12 protein-coding genes are annotated in these 19662 nt (G+C 73.0%); 7 read left to right on the top strand and 5 right to left on the bottom strand.

Annotated features, from left to right (window positions below):
• Nucleotides 1–158 precede the first annotated feature (158 nt).
• Both B0I31_RS33115 and B0I31_RS33110 read right to left on the bottom strand, forming a co-directional pair.
• Nucleotides 159–614: a DUF1877 family protein gene (locus tag B0I31_RS33115; protein ID WP_106619329.1), complete on the bottom strand. Its 456-nt coding sequence runs from the start codon at nt 612–614 to the stop codon at nt 159–161.
• A gap of 62 nt (nt 615–676) precedes the next feature.
• The gene (locus B0I31_RS33110; protein ID WP_106619328.1) at nt 677–1195 is read right to left on the bottom strand and encodes a winged helix-turn-helix transcriptional regulator; all 519 of its coding nucleotides are present in this window, start codon (nt 1193–1195) and stop codon (nt 677–679) included.
• An 82-nt stretch (nt 1196–1277) separates the two neighbouring features.
• Between B0I31_RS33110 and B0I31_RS33105 the strand changes: the two genes are divergently transcribed.
• Together B0I31_RS33105 and B0I31_RS33100 are read left to right on the top strand one after the other, a co-directional pair.
• Nucleotides 1278–1700 carry a nuclear transport factor 2 family protein gene (locus tag B0I31_RS33105; RefSeq protein WP_181320636.1) on the top strand — a complete coding sequence of 141 codons (423 nt, stop codon included), beginning with the start codon at nt 1278–1280 and terminating at the stop codon, nt 1698–1700.
• Nucleotides 1701–1765: 65 nt separating this feature from the next.
• Entirely contained in the window at nt 1766–2671 is a 906-nt protein-coding gene (locus B0I31_RS33100; RefSeq protein ID WP_245950609.1) for an alpha/beta fold hydrolase, read from the top strand.
• Here the strand turns inward: B0I31_RS33100 and B0I31_RS33095 are convergent.
• Entirely contained in the window at nt 2628–7226 is a 4599-nt protein-coding gene (locus tag B0I31_RS33095) for a CHAT domain-containing protein (protein WP_106619326.1), read from the bottom strand. The genes B0I31_RS33100 and B0I31_RS33095 overlap by 44 nt on opposite strands.
• Before the next feature lie 200 nt (nt 7227–7426).
• Here B0I31_RS33095 and B0I31_RS41350 point away from each other — a divergent pair, with 200 nt between their 5' ends.
• Both B0I31_RS41350 and B0I31_RS33085 read left to right on the top strand, forming a co-directional pair.
• Complete coding sequence (locus B0I31_RS41350) at nt 7427–9133, top strand: AAA family ATPase (protein ID WP_219910911.1); 1707 nt, start codon at nt 7427–7429, stop codon at nt 9131–9133.
• Nucleotides 9134–9136: 3 nt separating this feature from the next.
• Nucleotides 9137–9985: a DUF7192 family protein gene (locus tag B0I31_RS33085; protein WP_106619325.1), complete on the top strand. Its 849-nt coding sequence runs from the start codon at nt 9137–9139 to the stop codon at nt 9983–9985.
• Between the two features lie 7 nt (nt 9986–9992).
• Here B0I31_RS33085 and B0I31_RS33080 read toward each other — a convergent pair whose 3' ends face one another.
• A complete protein-coding gene (locus tag B0I31_RS33080) occupies nt 9993–12113 on the bottom strand; it encodes an MMPL family transporter (protein ID WP_146174044.1) in 2121 nt (706 codons plus the stop codon).
• Nucleotides 12114–12288: 175 nt separating this feature from the next.
• Entirely contained in the window at nt 12289–16209 is a 3921-nt protein-coding gene (locus tag B0I31_RS33075; protein WP_106619323.1) for a CHAT domain-containing protein, read from the bottom strand.
• A 66-nt stretch (nt 16210–16275) separates the two neighbouring features.
• Between B0I31_RS33075 and B0I31_RS33070 the strand changes: the two genes are divergently transcribed.
• The 3 genes from B0I31_RS33070 to B0I31_RS33060 all read left to right on the top strand — a co-directional run bounded on the left by B0I31_RS33070 (nt 16276) and on the right by B0I31_RS33060 (nt 19628).
• Nucleotides 16276–16617, top strand: coding sequence for a hypothetical protein (locus tag B0I31_RS33070; RefSeq protein ID WP_106619322.1), 342 nt, complete (start codon nt 16276–16278; stop codon nt 16615–16617).
• Nucleotides 16614–17411, top strand: coding sequence for a hypothetical protein (locus tag B0I31_RS42775; RefSeq protein ID WP_281262337.1), 798 nt, complete (start codon nt 16614–16616; stop codon nt 17409–17411). The genes B0I31_RS33070 and B0I31_RS42775 overlap by 4 nt, the downstream gene beginning before the upstream one ends.
• Before the next feature lie 105 nt (nt 17412–17516).
• Nucleotides 17517–19628, top strand: a complete 2112-nt coding sequence (locus B0I31_RS33060) for a HelD family protein (RefSeq protein WP_106619320.1) — start codon at nt 17517–17519, stop codon at nt 19626–19628.
• Nucleotides 19629–19662: the final 34 nt, after the last annotated feature.

Raw genomic sequence — 19662 nt, 5'->3', positions numbered from 1 at the left:
GCTACACGCTCGACCAGGCCAGCTGCGTGCCGAGCGTCGTGAGCCGCACGGCGGGCGCCAACAAGGGCATGCCGGTGTCGAACGGCACCTGCTAGCGGCAGCTGTCGAGGTCTGCGGTGGACGGGCGGAGCCCACCGCGACAGCGGGGTCGGGCGGGATCAGAAGCTGATTTCCCGGATCAGCGCGCCGCCCGACGCCGCCGTCTCCTGGAAGAACTCCACGAGGTCCACGTAGTTCTCCCGCAGGTACTCGATGTCGTCGCCGTCCCAGAGGTGCCTGAAGGGGTAGACCTCCGCCTCGCTCAGCTTCCGCGGGTCGTAGTGGCCGGCCAACACCTCGAACGGCACCGCGCTCAGCGCTTTGGCGGCATCGGCGACCATGCTGTCGCTCCACCCCGACAGGATGGCCTCGTCGTCGATGATGAAGCCGTCCTCGTGCAGCTCGACGTCCACCTCGGCCGCGTCCAACAGGAACTGGATGCCCGCCCAGGACTTCTCCAGGAAGCACGACAGCGCGTCCCCGTCCTGCACCCGCTCCAGCGCCCACTCCGGTTCCTTGATCGCCCGGTCCAGTTCCTCAGGGGTGACCAGGGTGAAGGCCAGCGTCGTGCTCATGTGCCCACCGCTTCCGTGCTGATCTTGTGAGGCCACCAACCTGCACAGGATCTTCGGCACCGTCAATCGGTCGATCGACCGACACCACGACGGCTCGTGAGCAGTTCCGCGATCACACGGGTACCCGGCGCGGCGCGACCGCCCGGACCGGGGAGCGGCACGACGTCGTCCGCGTGCAGTTCCCCGCCGCAGTGCGAGCAGCTGACCACCGGGGTGGTCTCGTGGTCGCAGGTGGTGTGCCGCAGGCGCAGCGGTGCGCCGTCCGGGGCCAGGTGGCGATCTCCCCAAGCCAGGAGGCTGACGACCACGCCGTAGAGGTCCTTGCCCGCCTCGGTCAGGTGGTACTCGTGGCGGACGGGGCGTTCCCGGTACGGCCGGCGCTCGACCAGGCCGGCGTCCACGAGCGTGGTGAGGCGGTCGGTCAGGGTGTTGGTCGCGATGCCCAGGTCGTCGGTGAACTGGTCGAAGCGGGTCAGGCCGAGGAACAGGTCGCGCAGGACGACCAGGGTCCACGGGTCGGCGACGATGTTCGCGGTGCGGGCCACGGAGCAGGCCATGGCGGCGAAGCGATCCCTGGGCATGACGCCCATCCTAGTCGATTGCGAAGTGCAAGTCAGCTGATCTAGGGTGGCTTGCAATTCGCAAGCTACCAGGAGGTGCGTTGTGTACCACGCCATCGTCCGTGCCAAGGTGCGCAGGTTGTGGGAACGGGTCGGTGCGGGGGACCACCTGGCCGCCGTGGAACTCGCCGCCGCGGACGTCAGGTTCAAGTTCGTGGGGGAGCCGCCGCTGGGTGCCGAGTTCACCGGTCGTGACCGGTTCGAGCAGTGGTTCCGCCTGATGCGCGAGAGCCTGCCCGGTCTGCGCATCACGCTCACCGACGTCGTGGTGCGCGGGTGGCCCTGGCGCACGACCGTCGTGACGAGGCTGACCATGGCCGCCACGCTCGCCGACGGCAGCGAGTACCGCAACGAAGGCGTGCAGTGGGTCACGCTGAGGTGGGGCAGGATGGTCGACGACTACATCCTGGAGGACACGGCTCGCCTGGCCGAGGCGTTGGGTCGTCAGGCCGGGACCCCGGCCTGACGAGGGCCAGACCGGTCGTCCCCGCCCACCCGCACCGCCGCGGACCCACCCCTCGGAGGCATCCCGTGACCGACCCGTTGAGCGCGGCCAAGGCCGAGGTGGAGGCCGGGTTGGCGGCCGCCGTCCCGCCGCGCACCGCCACCCTGGTCGTCGACGACGGCACCGAGATCGCCTACCACCGCTGGGACGCGGACCCGGGTGTCGACCAGGACCCGGTTCCCGTCGTGCTGCAGCACGGCTTCTCCGTCGACACCCTGGTCGAGTGGGCCGCCCGCGGCACGGTCGCCGCCCTCACCGCCGCGGGCCGCGCCGTCGTGGGAGTCGACGCGCGTGGCCACGGCCGGTCCCGGAAGTCGCCCGACCCGGCCCGTTACGGGGAACGACGCATGGCCCGCGACCTCCGCGCGGTCATCGCCGCCCTCGACGTCCCCGCGGTCGACCTCGTCGGCTACTCGATGGGCGGCATCATCGCCCTCCTCACCGCCACCGAGGAACGCGCCGTGCGTCGGCTGGTCGTCGGCGGTATCGGTGCCGGTGTCGTCGAACTCGGCGGCGTCGACACCCGCGTCCTGCCCGACGACGTCCTCGCCGAAGCACTGCTCGCCGAGCACCCACGCACCCTGTCACCGGTCGTCGCGGGCATGCGCGGGTTCGCCGAGGTCATCGGAGCGGACCTGCCGTCCCTGGCCGCCCAGGCCCGCTCCGTGCACAAAGGACACATCGACCTCGCCGCCATCACCGTCCCGACACTCGTCATCGCCGGTGACGACGACCCGCTCGCCGAACGCCCCCACGTGCTCGCCGACGCCATCCCCGGCGCCCGCCTGCGCGTGATCGCCGGTGACCACGGCACCGCGACCGGCAGTCCTGCGTTCCGTTCCGCGATCGTGCAGTTCCTGACGCAACCCGGCCCGGTACCGGACCTGGTCACGGGTTCCGCTCAAAGCCCTCTGGATCACCGTGGCAGATGAACGCGCCCCAGTAGTACGGGTGCGGCCGGGCCTTCCTCAGCTCCAGCTGTGCGTGCCGCAGCGCGGCGGCCCGCCCTTCACCAGCCAGGATCCGCCCGTAGAAACCGGTCATCAGCGTCTGGGTCTCCGCGTCGGGAACCCGCCACAGGCTCATCACCACCGTGCGCGCACCGGCCGAGGTGAACGCGCGGCGCAGGCCGAGCACGCCCTCACCGAAGTGGTGGGCGCCCAGGCCGGTCTCGCAGGCGGAGAGGGTGACCAGCTCGGTACCGGCCAGGTCCATCCCCGTCACGTCCTCCGCGGTGAGGATCCCGTCCTCGGCCTCGGTCGGCACCACGCCGCCGGCCAGCCACGTGTTGGCCCCGGCCAAGGCCAGCCCGGAGCGCAGGAACGGGCTCTCGTCGGCGTTCGACAACCGGCCGAGCAGCGGTCCGGCGAGGCCGGTCGGCGCGGCACGGTCCTGCTCGGGGTCGGGCAGGAAGTAGCCGTGGGTGGCGATGTGCAGGACCCTCGGGCGCAGGCAGGACTTGACGGCCGACTCGGTGGCGGAGGCACCCGTCAGCGGTGGGACGCCCAGCAGCGCGGCGACCGCCCGGCCCTCCCGCTCGGTGCCCGGTAGCCGGTCGAAGCGCAGCCCGGCCTGGCGCAGCTCCGAGGTGGTCCGGTCACCCGGATCGGTGGACGTACCAGGTGCCGACAGGTCGAAGTCGGGATCCGCGATGACCACCGGCGCTGTCCGCTCCACCGACGACGGGGTCGAGACGCGCAGCAGGTCGCGCCCTGATCCGAGGTAGCTGATCTCGTAGTCGTCGACGAGGCGACGGTCGGGCGAGACGGGCAGCACCTCCCAGGGCAGGCGGGACAGGTCGCCGTCCGGGCACAGGAACAGGCGGCGGGCATCGCCCAGCGCCGTGGCGAGCGGGTCGAAGACCGCGGCCCGCAGGGCTGTGCCCGCGTCGAGTTCGGTGGTGTCCGCGACCGGTTCGGGCGGCGCGAGATCGCGGGCGGCACCCGTCCCGACGACCTCGTCCCGGTAGCCGGTCACCAGCCGGTCGATCTCCTCGGCCGCACCGAGGTCGACCAGCCGGAGACGCTCGTCCGGCCGCAGGACGAAGGCCCAGTACCGCAGCTGTGCCCTGGGCGGGTCCACACCGGCCACCGGCTTCGTGAACGAGGACAGCCCGAAGCGCACGATCTCGACCAGCGCCGAGCCCGGTGGCAGCAGGGACCGCAACGACGGCGCGTTCAGCTGCCGCAGGCGTTGTTCCAGGTTCGTCGCGGGAACGGTCCGCGACAGCTCGGCCTCCAGGCGTTCCTTCTCCTCGGCCCAGGCGGCGAGCATGGCCTGGTGGGCGTGCGGCCCTTCCGGCCCCGGGCCGCTCAACGTCTTGCGGGCGATCTTCTCCCGCAACGAGCGCACGTGCGCGGTCTTCGGCTCCAGGTCGGGATCGTTCGCCAGGCGGATCCCGTCCCGCAGCACCGTTTGCGCTTCGCCCACGAGACCTTTTCGGCGCAGCACCAGGTCGAAGGCCTGGTCAACCACGTCATCAGGGGCACCGAGGGCGGCCACCAGGCTCAGCAGGTTGGACAACGACGGGGACCGCCGACCGAGCTGGTTGACCTGGAGCCGCTCCGAGGCGGTCGCGAACGAGTCGAAGAGCACCCGCGAATGGGCCTCCTCGGCTTCGACGGTCAACTCGAACGCCCCGCGCAGGTCACCGTCCACCGCGTGGACCTGACCGAGGTTGGTGAGCACCGTGGCGCTGAACGGGTGCACAGGCCCGACCAGCCGGTCGAGGATCGCGCGGCTCTCCGACAGCGCGCGCCGCGCCTCCTCGATCCGCCCGCTGTTGAGGTGCACGAGACCGAGCGAGCAGACGCCCGCCGCGTAGGCGGTGCTCTCGGTCTGCCCGGCGTTGCGGCGGATCTCCAGAGCGGACCGCAACACGCCTTCCGCGTCGGTGAACCGGCGCTGGTCCAGGTACAGCGCGGCCAGCACCTCACCGGCGGCGGCCAGGTCCGGATGCCCGGCGGGCCGCGTCTCCCGGAGGATCTGCCGAGCACCTTCGAGGAAGCCTTCGGCGCGCTCCAGGTCGCCGATCTCCCGGAGCATGTTGCCCACGTTCGTCAGGATCCTCGCGTACATGGGATGCGCCGACCCGAGCGACTCGTCCATGGACCGCAGTGCCTGGGTGCTGAGCGCTATCGCCCGGTGGACATCGCCCATCTCGCCGTACACCTCGGCGAGGTTGCCCTGTACCTCGACGTAGTCCGCGTCACCGGTACGCCCCGCGAGCCGGAGCTGTTCGAGCGCGTCGAGCAGCGCCGGTTCGGCCAGCTCGAACCGCGCGAGGTCGGCGTGGATGTTGCCCAGGACGTTCAGCGCTCCGGCGACCAGGACCCGGTTGCGGTGTTCGTGTCCTTCCGCGACGGTCACCAGCTCGCACAGCAACTGCTCTGCCCGGACCAAGTCGCCGGTCCGGTAGGCCGCCTGGCCGAGGTTGTAGAGGCTGTGGGTGCGCTCGGGGGAGTTCTCCTCCAGACCGGCCGCCCGCCGCCAACCCCGCTCCGCCAGGCTGACGGCGCCCGTGAAGTCCCCGCGTTCGAGCAGGTCGTTCGTCCTCGCGGTGAGCCCGGCGACCTCGTCCGCCAGGTCGCGGTCGGACGCGCGCGGTGCGGCGCGCAGGATCCGCGCGGCCATCCACGCCTCGAAGCACACCACGCCGGAGGACGCGCAAGCGCCGAGGTCGGCCAGCGCCTCGTCACGGTGTCCCTCGGCGAGGCTCCGCTGCGCCGCGTAGTAGAGCAGTTGGCACGTTTTCACGTCGTCGTCGGCCAGCTGCTCGACCTCGGCGGGCTCGGTCAGGCCGAGCGTCAGCGCGACGAGCGCCGCCTGCCACGGGTCGGCGACCAGGCTCAAGAGCAATTCCTCGAACTCCCGTGCTTCCTCCGTGCCGTCCGCACCGCACATCAGGAAGATCTGGAGCACCTCGTGGGTGGGCTCTTGCGCGTTGAGCAGGATGGCCAGCCGGAGGGACTCGCCGTCCGGGCCCTCGGCGAAGCGGTCGGCGAGTCGGGTCAGCCGCTGCTGGTAGGAAGGCGACCGCCAGTCGAGGCCGCCGCCGATGGGTGCCGGGTCGTCGGCCTCCAGCGGCAGCTCCGCACTCATGAACCGGAACACCGGAGCCAGGGCGGGAATCGGGTGCAGCGTGTGCGGGCCGTGGTCCGGCACCGGGTGGTTCTCCGGCCGTGCCCGGGCGATCAGGCGGTCCGCGGCCTCCTGCTGGCCGGTCGCCTGGTAGACCTCCAGCAGCGAGCCCAGCGTGGTCAGCGTGGTGGGGTGGTGGGCGCCCAGCTTCCGCTCCACGATGTCGGCGGCGCGGCGGAGCAGCGGTTCGGCCTCCGCGAAGCGACCCTGTCCCTTGTACAGGTGCCCGAGGTTGTTGAGGGCGACGGCGTAGCTCCGGTGGTCCTCGCCGGCCACCTCCCGCTGGTGGTCGAGGGCTTCGCGGTGGAGCCGCTCGGCACCGTCGAGATCGCCCTTCCGCTCGCGGACGACCGCCAAGTTGCCCAACGCCGTGGCGTACAGCCGGTGGCTGCCGTCCGCGGCGTCGACCAGGTCCAGGACGCGCCGCAGCAGCTGCTCGGCCTGATCGAGCTCGCCGCGTTCGACCTCCATCTGGGCGAGGTTGTTGAGCGTGGCGGCGACTTCGCGCCGATCCTCCGCCGACCTGCCCCACAACTCGGCCGCGGCCAGGTAGAGCGACCTCGCCTCGTCGAACCCGCCGGTGGCCTTGTGCAGGTAGGCGACGGTGTTCAGCAGGTTCGCGAGGTCGGCTTCGTCGGCGAAGTGCTCGCGGGCGAGGCGGACGGCGAGTGGCGCGAGTTCCACCGCCTCCCGGACGCGACCGGCGTCGCTGAGCGCGAGCATCAGGGTGTGCAGCCCTTGGGCGAAGTGCGCGTCGTCCTGCCCCCAGGTGCGCCGGGCGAGATCGCAGGCTTCTTCGGCGATCCGGATGGCTTCGTCGGGTTCGCCGCGTCGCACCATGTCCTGCGCGCGCCGGCGGTGGACGTCGAACGCCTGCTCGGCCGCGGTGTCGTCGGCAGGCGGTGCCGCCAGGTCGGCCTCGGCGAGGCTCTTCTCCACGCAGTCGGCGTCCCGCTGGACGGCTCCGCGCAGGTAGCGTTCCGCCTCGGTCCACCGGCCGGCCGTGAGCAGCCTGGCCCCGGCGTAGTAGAGCGCCTGGCAGCGGCGCACCTCGTCGGTCGCGGACGGCCAGACCGAGTCCAGGGTCTCCTGCCCGAACGTCAGCCGGACGAGCGCCTTCTCCCAGTCGTCGGCGGCGGCCTCCAACATCAGTCGCGGCAGTGCCGGCAACTCGTTCGACTGTCCGAGGCGTTGCACGCAGATGGCGATGAGCTGGCCGAGGACGAAGTCCTGGCTCGGTCCCTGCGCGGACAGGCCGCGGCGCGCGGCGTGGTAGCAGGTGACGTAGTCGCGGGCGGCGAAGGCGGCGAGGCATTCGGACAGGTCGGGAACGTCCGGTTCGTCCAAGTCCTGGCTCCGGCGTCGTCGTGTTTCCGGGTGCCAGGAGCTAAGCAGTGCCCGAAATCCCGCGCAATGCGTCCGAAGGGTGACGGAGGTCCACCGCTACCCGTCGTCCGGCGACGGTGGCAGCAACGTGCCGATCTCCGTTGGACCCTCCAGAACGCTCCCATACTCGGGGTGACACCACGGGGGAACGGGGAGGAAGCGTGCGGACCAGCACGAAGTCGGAGGTCGCGCAGATCGCCGAGGCGGTGGCGCGGACGGTGTTCACGCAGAGCAATCTGCTGTGGATGGTGCAAGGCGAGATCCAGGCCCGGTTGCCGGAGACCATCCGCCGGCACGCGCACGCGGCGCTGCCCACCCTGGCCCGCGCCGCGGTCGCCGAAGCCACGCCGGACCTGGCCGAGATGCGGGCCGCGGTGGAGGGGGCGGCGCGGAAGGCGTTGGAGGAGGACCTGCCGGTCCTGGTCAACCAGACCGCGGACGGCCTGTTGCCGGACCTGGCCAGGGCCGCGGTGCGGGACGCGACACCGGACGCGGCGAAGGTGCGCGAGGAGCTGGTCGCCGCGGTGGGCTCGGAGGTGACCGGCATCGTGCGCGGTCAGGCCGGGGACGTGCTGGCGGACGTGGTGCGCCAGGCCACCGAGCAGGTGCGCGACGCGGTCACGAGCACGCTTGAGCAGCAGTCCGAGGAGGTGATCGCCGAGCTGGCCCGCGCCGCGGTCGCCAAGGCGACGCCGGACCGTGACCGGGTGCGGGACGAGCTGGTGCACGCCGGGTCGGCCGCGATGGTCGAGGTGGTGCGCGCGGCGGTCGAGGAGGCGGCTCCCGGCGCGGTGCGGGACGAGGCGGAGAAGGTGCGCGGGTCGCTGGCCGACGCGGTGCGGCGGGTCGCGGAGGAGGTGCTGCCGGGGCTGGCCCGGGACGCGGTGGCCGGTGCGACCCCGGATCTGCGGCAGATGCACGACGAGCTGGCCGGCAAAGCCGCGGTCACGGCGACCGAGCTGGCCCGTGAGGCGACCCGCGAGGCACTGCCGGGCGTGGTCGACGAGGTGTCCGGGGAAGCGTTGAACTCGGTGCGGCGCGCGGTCCGCGACGAGGCGGAGAAGGTGTTCGCGCAGTACGCGCCGAACGTCGTCACGGTGGTGCTCCCGCAGGGCGGGAAGGTGGAGCTGGGCGCGGACACGCACAGCGTGCTGCCGGAGTTGCTGGTGGCCCTGCACGCGCGTTGCCACGTGCTGCTGGTCGGCCCGGCGGGCACCGGGAAGTCCATGCTGGCCAAGCACGCCGCCGGGGCGTTGGGCCTGGAGTTCCAGGCGCTGTCGCTGGGCCCGACCACGCCGATGAGCAAGGTGTTCGGCTACTACGACGCCCACGGCCAGTACCACGACACGCCGTTCCGCCGCGCGTTCGAGCACGGCGGGGTGATGCTGCTGGACGAGCTGGACAACGGCCACCCCGGGCTGCTCGCCGAGCTGAACCAGGCGCTCGCGCTGGGCACCTGCGCGTTCGCGGACCGCATGGTGGACGCGCACGAGAACTTCCGGCTGGTGGCCACCGGGAACACCTACGGCACGGGTGGCGACCGCCAGTACGTCGGGCGGCAGACGCTGGACTCCGCCACGCTGGACCGGTTCGTGGTGATCGACGTGCCGATCGACGAGGGGTTGGAGGAGCGGATCGCGCTGCGGCACGCGCCATCGCACCCGGACGCGGTGCAGGAACTCCTCGAAGAGGTCCGGGAGCTGCGGGGGCTCGCGGGGGAGAAGAAGCTGCCGGTGCTGTTCTCGCCGCGGACCAGCATCGACGGTGCCAAGCTGCTGGAGGCGGGCGCCACGTTGGACCAGGTGATCCAGTGGCGGGTGGTGCGCGGGCTCTCCGACGCGCACCGCAAGGCGCTCGGGCTGGACTGACCCGTGATCGACGTGAAGCTGCCACCGCTGCTGTCGTGGCGCGAGTTCCTGGATGCGGCGACGGTTCCACCGTCCATCCCCTTCGGGTCCAGCCGGAGGGCCGGTGTCGAGTGGCACGGTGCCTCCTGGGAGGAAGCGGTCCGGCTGGCCGTCGACGGCTGGCCGCTGGCCCTGGAGGAGGCCGACGTGACGATCAGCCAACTGCGCGACAGCGCCGGGCTGTCCCACGCGGTCACCGTGCTGGAACCGACCTGGGACGTGACCGGCAGCGAGGTGGACGTCGGCGCCTACCTGGCCGGGGTTCCGGAGTGCATGGTGGACGCGGTGCCGCGGCAGGTCTCCCGACGCGGCAAGGTGATCACGTTCCTCGTGCCGTCCTCGTACTCGCACCGGATCGGGCACCAGGTGATCATCAACCGCGGCCTGGCGCTGGCCACGCTGTGCGCCGCGATCATCGACGCGGGCCACAGCGTGGAGATCTGGTCCGGTGACGCCGGGGTCGTGCACCTGCCCGAGGGCAACCGGCGCTACTGCGGCGTGGCCCGGGTGATCTCGGCCGGCGAACCGTTCGACGTGGGCAGGCTGATCTTCGCGATGGCGCACCCGGCGATGCTGCGCCGACTGTGGTTCGGCATCTGGGACGCGCAGCCGGTCGAGGTCGCCGCGGCGATGTTCGCGGACAACTACGGGCGTCCCCCGTACCAGTGCCGTGCCGCCGACCTGCCCGCCGAGATCACCGAGCCGTACGTGTTCCCCTACCTGACCGAGGAGGACCGGCAGTGGGACGACCTGCCCACCGCGCTGTCCTGGGGGCGGCGGGTGTTCAGCGAGCTCGGGCTGATCCAGGACTGACCGGACGTCAGTGCTCGGTGGACGCCGTCGCGGCGGCCCTGGTTCGGTGTTCGGGAGCGCGGTGGTCGAGCAGGTGGGGGAGCAGCCGGTCCAGCCGGCCGGGCAGCCACCAGTTCCAGCGACCCAGCAGGACCATGGTGGCCGGCACGAGCAGGCAGCGGACGATGGTGGCGTCGACCACGATGGCGGTGGCCAGCCCGAGTCCGAAGACCTTGACCGTCGGGTTGTCGACCAGGATGAAGCTCGCGAAGACGCACACCATGATCAGGGCGGCGGAGGTGATCACGCCACCGGTCTCGGCGAGGCCGCGCCGCACGGCGGTGTGGTTGTCACCGGTGCGGGCCCAGTGCTCCTGGATCGCCGACAGCAGGAAGACCTCGTAGTCCATGGACAGTCCGAACAGGACGGCGAACAGCACCATGGGCACGTAGCTGTCGATCGGCACCGGCCCGTCGAGGCCGATCAGGTCCGCTCCCCAGCCCCACTGGAACACGGCCGTGACCACGCCGTACGCGGCGCACACCGACACGATGTTCATCAGCGCCGCCTTGACCGGCAGCAGCACGGACCGGAACGCCAGCAGCAACAGCACGCAGGACACGCCGATAACGGCCAGGATGAGCCACGGCAGCCGACCGGTGATGCGGTCGGCCAGGTCGATGCGGGTGGCGGTGCCGCCGCCGACGTGGGCGTCGCCGAACCTCGGCAGCACCTCGTCGCGCAGCCGTTCGACGAGGTCGTCGGTGGTGGGGTCGGAGGGTGCGGTGGTCGGGACGACTCGCAGGGACACCGCACCGGAGGGCAGCGGGCGCGGCGGTGACACCGACGCGACGCCGTTGGTCCCGCGCAGCGCGGCGGTGGCGGCCTCGGCTCGGGCGGGGTCGGTCAGCACCACGCTGAGCGGGCCGTTCTCGCCGGGCCCCCACGCCGCCGCGGTGGCCAGGTAGTGCCGCACGGTCTGCTGGTCCGTGCCGCGGTCGCCCGCGTCGGACTGCCCGAGCCGCAACGCGAGCGCCGGCGCGCCGAGGCCGAGCAGCAAGACCGTGCTCGCGATCGCGACCGCCACGGGGCGGCGGGCGGACCACGACGCGAACCGGCCCCACACGCTGCCGTCCAGTGCCTCGTCGGCGGCCGGCGCCGGACGGCCGCGGCCGAGCCGCTCACCCGCCATGGCGAGCACCGCGGGCGTCAGCGTGACGGCGGACAGCACCGCGCCGGCGACCAGCAACGCGCTGCTCCAGCCCAGCCAGGACACGAAGTCGACGCCGGTCAGCATCAACCCGCTGATCGACACGATCACGGTGGCACCGGCGAACACCACCGCCGCACCGGCCGACCGCGCGGTGCGCGCCACGGCTTCCGGCACGGGCAACCCGGTGGCGAGCAGCCTGCGCTGCCTGCTGACGAGGAACAGCGTGTAGTCGACCCCTACCCCCAGGCCGATCATCGCGGCGAGCGTCGGCGCGACGTCGGGCAGGCTCACCGCGCTCTTCAGGATGTCCAGCCCGGCCAAGCCGCCGACGACCACGAGCAGCGCGGTGACGACCGGGAGCAGCGCCGCGACCGCCGAGCCGAACGCCAGCAGCAGCACCACCAGCGCGGCGACGATGCCGATGATCTCGCTGGGTCGGGAGTTCAGCGCGGACAGCTGTCGCCCGAGCGCACCACCGAGCGCGACGTCCATCCCGGCGGCACGGGCGGGTTCCGTCGCGTCGAGCACCCGTTGTGCCAAGGCCTTGTCCGCAGTGGTCCCCACGTCGAGCGGCACGCTGAACCGCACGGCCGTCCGGTCCGGGCTCGGCTCGACCCGTTCCGGCACCGTGCCGACCCCGGGCACCGCCGACACCGCGTCCACCACCTCCCGCACCGCGGTCTGGAGCTCCGACGCGTCGACGTACCGGTTCCGCGGCGCGGTGAGCACCAGCTGGGAACTCTGCCGGCCGAACATGTCCGCCTCGGCCAACAACGCGTTGGCGGCCTCGCTGTCACTGCCGGGCACCACCACGTCCTCGGCCGTACCACCGTCGACCAGCCGCGCACCGGCGAGCAACCCGACCGCCAGCACCACCCACAACAACACCACCGCCTTGCGGTGCCGCCCGCACCACCGGGCAAGCGCTGAGAGCACGTCCCACCTTCCTACCCGGTTCCGCGACCCACTCGCCCGAGGCCGCCGTTCAGATCATCCAGGCCGCCTCTCGACGCCGTCACCCGGCCCGGTATGCCCACCAGCTCACGCAGGTCGTCGCCTCGGTCAAGGTGCAGCCGTGACGGGTGGAGTGCTCGCCGGCGGTAGGGGTTGGTCAGGAGCCGACGTGGACGTAGCCGGCCCATTGCGATACCGCGAGAGGGAACTCGGTGCGGAGTTCGCGCAGCACTTCGTGCAGGGCCTCGGCGGGTGGTGTGCCGGTGTGGACGCGGCGGTGGAAGGTGGCGGCCACGCGGGCGGCGGTGGTGTCCTGGATCGGCCACAGTGCGCCGACGACGTGGCGGAAGCCGGCGAGCTGGAACGCTGACGCGAGCGTGATCACCTCGTCCGGGGTGGTGAGGGTGGTGCGGGCGGTGGAGCACGCGGACAGGTAGGCCAGTTCGGCGTTCTCCAGGCGCAGCGCGCCGATGTCGGCGACGGTCAGCGCGCCATCGGCGAGCAGCAGGTGGCCGGCGGACGGGACGAGCGGGTCGCTGTGGGCGTGGCAGGCGAAGTGGGCCCACGTCGCGTGCGGCAGCGCGGCCAGCACGGCGGCACGGGTGGCGGCGGGGCCGCGCAGCGGTTCGGCGGCGGCCAGGAGCGCGGCGAGGTCGGTCGCCTCGGCGTCGGTCGCCGGCAGGTCGGCGTGGTCGGGGGTGGTGGGCATGGCGACGGCGAGGAGGTCGCGCCGGGTCGTCGGCGGGCGGGACCGGGTGTGGTTCAGGGTGCGGGCGGTGGGTGTGTAGGACGACACCACGCGGTCGAGCACGGCCTCGCCGGGGACGTCGTGCCGACCCGCGGCGTGCAGCGGGAGGTGGGTGAGCGCGCCGGTCGGGCACCACCACACGCGGGGCCACGCGGCGCGGGGCGCGCGGGTGTGGCCGAGCGCCTTCAGGACCGGTCCGGCGATCGTGTCCCACAACCACGCCAGCGTCTCGCGGACCACGGCCTGCGCGTCGAACCGGGCGACCAGGTCGCCGCCGTCGAGCGTGTCGAGCGCCGCGAGGTAGGCGCCGGTCCGCTGCTCGACCTCCTCCAGGGTGACGTGCCGCAACCGCTTCGAGCGCACGCCGCGCGAGGTGATCAGCAGGGCGTCGCAGCGCCACTGGCTGATGTTCACCAGCACGATCGCGCCATCGGCGACGCGCAGGTCCAACGCGCTCGGCGGGCGCAGGAAGGAGTCGAGACCGGGAACCGCGCGGATCCGGTCCAGCACGTCCTGCCACCGGCGCGACAACGCCTGCCGCTCGTCGGTCGACTGGGACTCGTCGGCCAGCTCCTCCAGCACCGCGTCCCACTCGGTCGCGAGGTGCGGCGCGCGGTCGCGCAGCGCGAGCGAACCCGCCCGGGCGTCGAGCTCGTCGACGAGGAGCACGCCGCGGGCCTGCTCCAGCAGCTCGACGGCGCGGATCGGGTCACCGGTCGCGAGGGCGGCGGCGGCCGCGTCGGTGTGCACACCGCGCAGGTCGGCCAGGCGGGACTCGCGGTCCGCACGGCGCACGTGCCGGGGCGCGACCTGGGCCACCAGGTCCACGCCGCCGGCGAAGGCCGCCAGCGCGACCCTCCACCGTCCGAGGACCACGGCCCACCTGCCCCACACCCGGTGGGCGCGGATGCGGGTGGCGGGCGGCGCGTTGAGCACCCCCGCACTCGCCTCGGCGACGCGGAGGGCCTCCCGCAGCGGACCCGTGGTGCCGGTCGCCTCACCGAGGACTCCCAGCGCGATCGAGAGGTTGAGCAGCCGGGAGCCGCGGATGGCCAGACCGGCGGGGGTCAGGGCGACGGCTTCACGGGCGGCGGTGACGGCCTTCTCCGCGTCGGCCCGGTCGCCGTCCACGAAGTAGCGCTCCATCAACGAGGAGGACAGGTTGTTGAGCACCTGGGGACGGGTCGGGTCGTGCGGCCCGAACCGTTCGGCGCCGCGCTCGGCGATCCGCACCCGTTCGCGCAACGTGTCCTTCTCGCCCGTGTGCTGGTACAGCAACATCATCACGACGCCCATCTGGTCCGTCAGGCGGGCCTTCAGGTCGTCGGTCGGGTGGACGGCCCCGAGGTGGTCCTGGATCAACCGGAGTGCGCGGTGCAGGTCGTCCACGTCCCGGGTGCGGCGGTAGCGGTCGGCCAGCGAGCCCGCCAGGTTCAGCACCGTGGACGCCCGGATCCGCGAGAAGGGATGCGCCTCGACCGCGCGCAGCCCGAAGTCGACCGCCTCGTCCAGGGTGTGCAGGTCGGGTGACAGCTCGGCGCGCCGCCGCAACGCCACCGCGAGCAGGTCCAGCCCCTGGGCCCGCTCCCCCTCGGCGAGGACGGCGCGGCCCACGGCGATCGCGGTGTCGAGGGAAGTGCGCGCGCCCGTCGCGTCGTAGTGCCGGAAGTGGGCCTCGGCGGCGCGGGACAGGACCGTCGACCGGTTCGGGTGGTCCGGCGGGCAGTCGGCGACGGCCCGGGTGGCGAGCCGGGCGCCTTCCTCCACCTGCCCGGCCTCGGCGGTGAGCAGCGCCAGCAGGGCGACGCGTTCGGCTTGCTGGCCTGTTGGCGCGGGGTGGGCGGTGACGCCGCGCCGGGCCAGGGCGAGCGCGTCGGCGAGCACCTCGGGCGTGCGCTCGAGGTCGTGCAGCTTGCGCAGCAGCATGGCGGCGTTGTGCGCGACGCGGGCCTCGTCCTCGGGATCGTCCGGGTCGGCGAGGTGGGCCCGGTTCAGGGCGATCGCCTCCACGAGCGCGGCGCGGTCGCCCACCAGGTCGTAGCGGTGCCCGAGGAGGGCCGCCCGGTCGTTCCAGTCCGGTTCGGCGGCGAGGGCGGTGTCGACGTCCGCGACGTCGTGGCCCGACGCGGCGAGGTCCACGAGGTAGCCCACGCGGGTGGCGCGCAGGCGCGGGTCGGTACCGCCTTCCAGGACGGCGAGCGCGGCGTCACGGCTGTCCCGGTCACCGGTGTGCTTCCACCTGCGCCACAACGCCTCGGCGTACATGCCCGTGCGAACCGGGTGGTCGGGGTGGGTCGGCGGGATCTGCGCGAGGGCGCCCGCCAGCACGGCCACCGTCTCGTCCAGGGCGGCGGGATCGGTCGAGGCCAGCCGGAACAGGGCGCTGCCGTGCAGGTACAGCAGTTGCTGCGAACGAGAGTCGAGGAACGGGCGCAACAGCTCGGTGATCTCGACGAGCGGAGCGTCGTCGTCGGTCAACCCGGCGATGGTGTGCAGGGTGGTCGCCAGTGCGACGAGCTGGTCGGGATCGCGCCGCTGGGCCACGGCGTCACGGCCCAGCGCGACGGCTTCCCGCGCCAGTGCCCGGTCCCCGGCGCGCTCGGCGGACAGCGCGAGCGCCATCGCCGCGACCCCCAGGGCTTCGGCGTCATCGGGCGGCGCCTGCCGGGCGTGCTCGACCGCGCGGTCGAGCACGGCCTGGTCACCGGTGCGGGTGTGCTCCAGGAGCAGCGCGCGGGCCAGTTCGGCACGGGCCGCCGGTGTGGCGTCGGTGGGCTCGGCGTCGAGGACGCGCTGCGCGGCGACCTGGGCGAACGTCAACGCTTCGGCGTCGCCGGTGTGCCAGGACAGCAGGCGTGCGGCGGCGGCGAGCACGACACCGCACCCGGCGGCGAACGGGTCGGCGGGATCGTTGGCGGTCGGGGAGAGGGCGTTGACGGCGACGTGGAACGCGGCCGGGTTGCCGAGCAGCATGCCGACCCGCACCAGCGCGGACCCGAGGTCGCGCCGCTGCTGACCCTCCGGGGCCGCGGGATCGCCCTCCCAGATCGGCGGCGCGAGGTCGGGGCGGAGCAGGAAGACCGGCGCGAGCAGGGTCTCGGCGAGGGCGTGCGACTCGGCCGCCGCCGGTTCTTCCCCCCACATCGACCGTGCCAGGTGCAGGGTGCCGACGACGTGCAGCACGTCGAAGTCGAACCTGCCCTCGGGGGACAGGAACGCCAACAACGCCTCGCCCGCCGCCTCCGCGTCCGGGGCGAGCACCGCCTCCGCGTCGCCGTCGTCGGCACGCGTGATCCGGCCCAGAACGTCCTGGATCAGCTCGTCCCGCACCCGCTCACCTCGATCACCGTGTATTCCTGACAGGCTGGACAGTCCCCGACGAAGAGGAGGAACGTCGTGCCGCACACCGACGAACACCTCGCCGCCTTCTGCACCACCTTGCCCGAACTGCGTGCCGCCGTGACGCGCCAGGGGTTGGGACGGGTGCTGGACGACGTGCTGGCGAGGGTGCGCGCGGGCCACCCGCTGCAGGACGAGCTACCGCGCCTGGGCATCCCCGCGGACGTGCTGCGCGGCAGCGACCTGGTGTTACCGGGGATGCGCGGTCGGTCGTTCGGCGAGGTGTACGTGTGCCCGGCGGACGCGTGCGGGCGGGAGGTGCCCCGGGAGCCGGGTGGTCCGGTACCGGCGGAGCGGTGCTGGTTGCGCGACGAGCCGCTGAGGCGGCGACAGGCGTGAACGCGTTCTTCGGTGAGCTGGGCAAGCGGCTGGCCGAGCGGTGGGTGTCGCTGCTCGTGCTGCCCGGCGTGCTGTTCCTCGCCACCGCGGCGGTGGGCGCGCTGCTGGGGCACGCGCACGCGCTGGACGTGACGAGGCTGGTCGCCCGGGCGGACGGGATCACCCGCGACCTCGGCACCCGGCCGCCCGCGGCCCAACTCCTCGCGCTGGCCGCCATGCTGCTGGGATCGGTGGCGGCGGGGCTCGTGGTGCGGGCGCTGTGCCCGGTGACTTGGCGCTGGTTCCTCGGCACCCGCCCGCGTTGGGCGGCACGGCGGCGGCGTCGGCGATGGGCGCGGGCGCACGAGCGGGGTGACGCGGCCAAGCGCAACCGGATCGCGCTCGCCGCGCCGACCCGGGCCACGTGGACCGGCGACCGGCTGGCGGCCGTCGAGGACCGGGTGCACCACCAGTACGCCGTCGACCTGAAGTCGTGGTGGGCGCGGTTGTGGTTGGTGCTGGACGACTCCGGGCGGGCCGAGCTGCGGGCGGCACGGGCGGAGGCGGAGGCAGCGGTGGCGACGACCACTTGGTGCGTGCCGTACGCGGTCGTCGGGGCGTTCTGGTGGCCCGCGGCGGTGGTGGCGGTGTGCGTCGCGGTCGTCGGGTGGGTGCGGGTGCGCGCGGCGGTCGAGGTGTACGCGGACCTGCTGGAAGCGGTCGTCGACGTGCACGCGGGCCGGCTGGCGCGCGAGCTCGGCGCACCGCTGACCACCGGCGAGGAGGTCACGGCGGCGTTCCGCAAGGGAACCTGAGCGAACGCGCCCACCACCGCGTCGGCGGGCGCTGTGTGGTTCCGGGCGGCTGAAGCGGCGGGGAAGAACAAGACTGTTCCTCCGGGAGATCGCCGTGCACGCTCGATGGCACCGATCATCGAGCTGGGGGAACGCGTGACCGCGAGCGGTGAGATCGAGGTCGAGCAGGAGTACGTGGCGGGCCTGTACGCCCGTCTGGACGCCCTGCGCGAGGAGGCGGCCGGACGGCTGGCAGCGGCGCGGCGGGCCGGTGGGGAGGCCGCTGTCTGGCAGGCGGAGGTGGCCCGACTGGACGCGGTGGAGCAGGGGTTGTGCTTCGGGCGGTTGGACCTGCACGACGGCAGGCGGATCTACATCGGCAGGCTCGGCCTGTTCCGGGACGACGACGGTGAACCGCTGCTGCTGGACTGGCGCGTCCCGGTGGCCCGGGCGTTCTACACCGCCACGGCGACCGCTCCGCAGGGTGTGCGGCGACGGCGGCGCATCACCACGCGGGGCCGGACGGTCGTCGCGCTGAACGACGAGTTGCTGACCCCGGACGGTGCGGGCGACGACGGCCTGGTCGGCGAGGCGGCGTTGCTGGCGGCGGTGACCGCGGCGCGGACCGGGCGGATGCACGACATCGTGACCACCCTGCAAGCCGAGCAGGACCGGATCGTCCGGCACGAGTCCGGCGGGGTGCTGGTGGTGCAGGGCGGTCCCGGCACGGGGAAGACGGCCGTCGCGTTGCACCGGGTCGCCTACCTGCTCTACACGCGTCCGCACCTGCGCACCCGCGGTGTGCTGGTGGTGGGTCCCAGCCGGATCTTCCTCGACTACATCGGCCAGGTCCTGCCGGGGCTCGGCGAGAACAGCGTGGTGACGGCGACCATCACCGACCTGGTGCCGGACGTTGAGGTCAGCCGGGTCGACCCGCCCGAGGCCGTCGCGCTCAAGGGCCGGGCGGTGATGGCCGAACGGCTGGCCGAGACGGTGCGGTCGCGGGTCCGGACACCGGACCACCCGGTCGACGTCGAGTTCGAGCAGCAGGTGCTGCGGCTGGACCCGCGTACGTGCGACCGCGCCGTGCGGAACGCCAGGCGGACCGGACTTCCGCACAACGAGGCGAGGTTGGTCCACCAGCGGGAGGTCGTGGACGCGCTCGCCCAGCGCCTGGTCGACGGCATGGAGGCGGTCGTGCTCACCGACACCGGCGAGGCGATCGACGGCGGCAGCGCGGACGGCCGGCTCGGCGAAGCCGACCTGCGCGCACTGGCCGCCGCTGGTTTCGTGATCGACCAGGACGAGCACGACGACGGGCCGAAGGCCCTGTTGGACCAGGCCGACCGCGTCGCACTGCGGAACTCGCTGCTCGCCGACGCAGGGGTCCAGGCCGTGCTCGACGCGCTGTGGCCACCGCTGACGCCGGAGCACGTGGTGTCCGACCTCCTGGGCGAGCCGGTCGATGGCTGGAGCGCCGCGGACGTCCCGCTGCTGGACGAAGCCGCCTCCCTGATCGGCCACGTCGGCGACCGCGTCACGTTCGGGCACGTGGTCGTCGACGAGGCGCAGGAACTGTCCGAGATGGCCTGGCGGATGCTGATGCGCCGGTGCCCGACCCGGTCGATGACCATCGTCGGGGACCCCGCCCAGACGGGGAACCCGGCAGGCACCTCCTCGTGGGACCACGTGCTGCGACCGCACGTGCGGGACCGCTGGCAACTCGCCCGGCTCACGGTCAACTACCGCACCCCGGCGGAGATCATGGCCGCCACCGCGGACCTGCTCGCCGCCCACCACCCCGGCACGCCTCCACCCCGGTCGGTCCGCTCGACCGGCGAAACGCCCTGGCGGATCCGCACCACCCGCGCCGACCTGGTCACCACCGTCACCGACCTCGCCACGGAACACGGCGACGGCCAACTCGCGATCATCGCCCCGAACGCCCACATCGAGCCCTTGGCCGCCGCGCTGTCCCTCCCCACCCCGCCGGACCTCACCGGCGAGGTGGTCCTGCTCACCCCCGGCCAGGCCAAGGGCCTGGAGTTCGACTCGGTCCTGATCGCCGACCCGGCCGAGATCCTCGGCACCGCACCACTGGGCCACAACGACCTGTACGTCGCCATGACCAGGGCCACCCAGCGGTTGGGCATCGTGCATCCCGGCCCGTCACCGGTCGAACTGACCGCCATACCGGACCGGTCGCACCGGCCGACCGGCGCGGAAACATCCGCTTGACCCGCTGAATCCGGGTACGCGACGGCGCAGGGCC

Source organism: Saccharothrix carnea (genome assembly GCF_003014735.1).
GTDB lineage: Bacteria > Actinomycetota > Actinomycetes > Mycobacteriales > Pseudonocardiaceae > Actinosynnema > Actinosynnema carneum.
This window is presented reverse-complemented; position numbering and strand designations above follow the sequence as displayed.

What these genes read in the sequence shown, in the direction of transcription:
- B0I31_RS33115 (WP_106619329.1), bottom strand. Translation starts at nt 614, where the DNA reads ATGAGCACGACGCTGGCCTTCACCCTGGTCACCCCTGAGGAACTGGAC.
- B0I31_RS33110 (WP_106619328.1), bottom strand. Translation starts at nt 1,195, where the DNA reads ATGCCCAGGGATCGCTTCGCCGCCATGGCCTGCTCCGTGGCCCGCACC.
- B0I31_RS33060 (WP_106619320.1), top strand. Translation starts at nt 17,517, where the DNA reads ATGGCACCGATCATCGAGCTGGGGGAACGCGTGACCGCGAGCGGTGAG.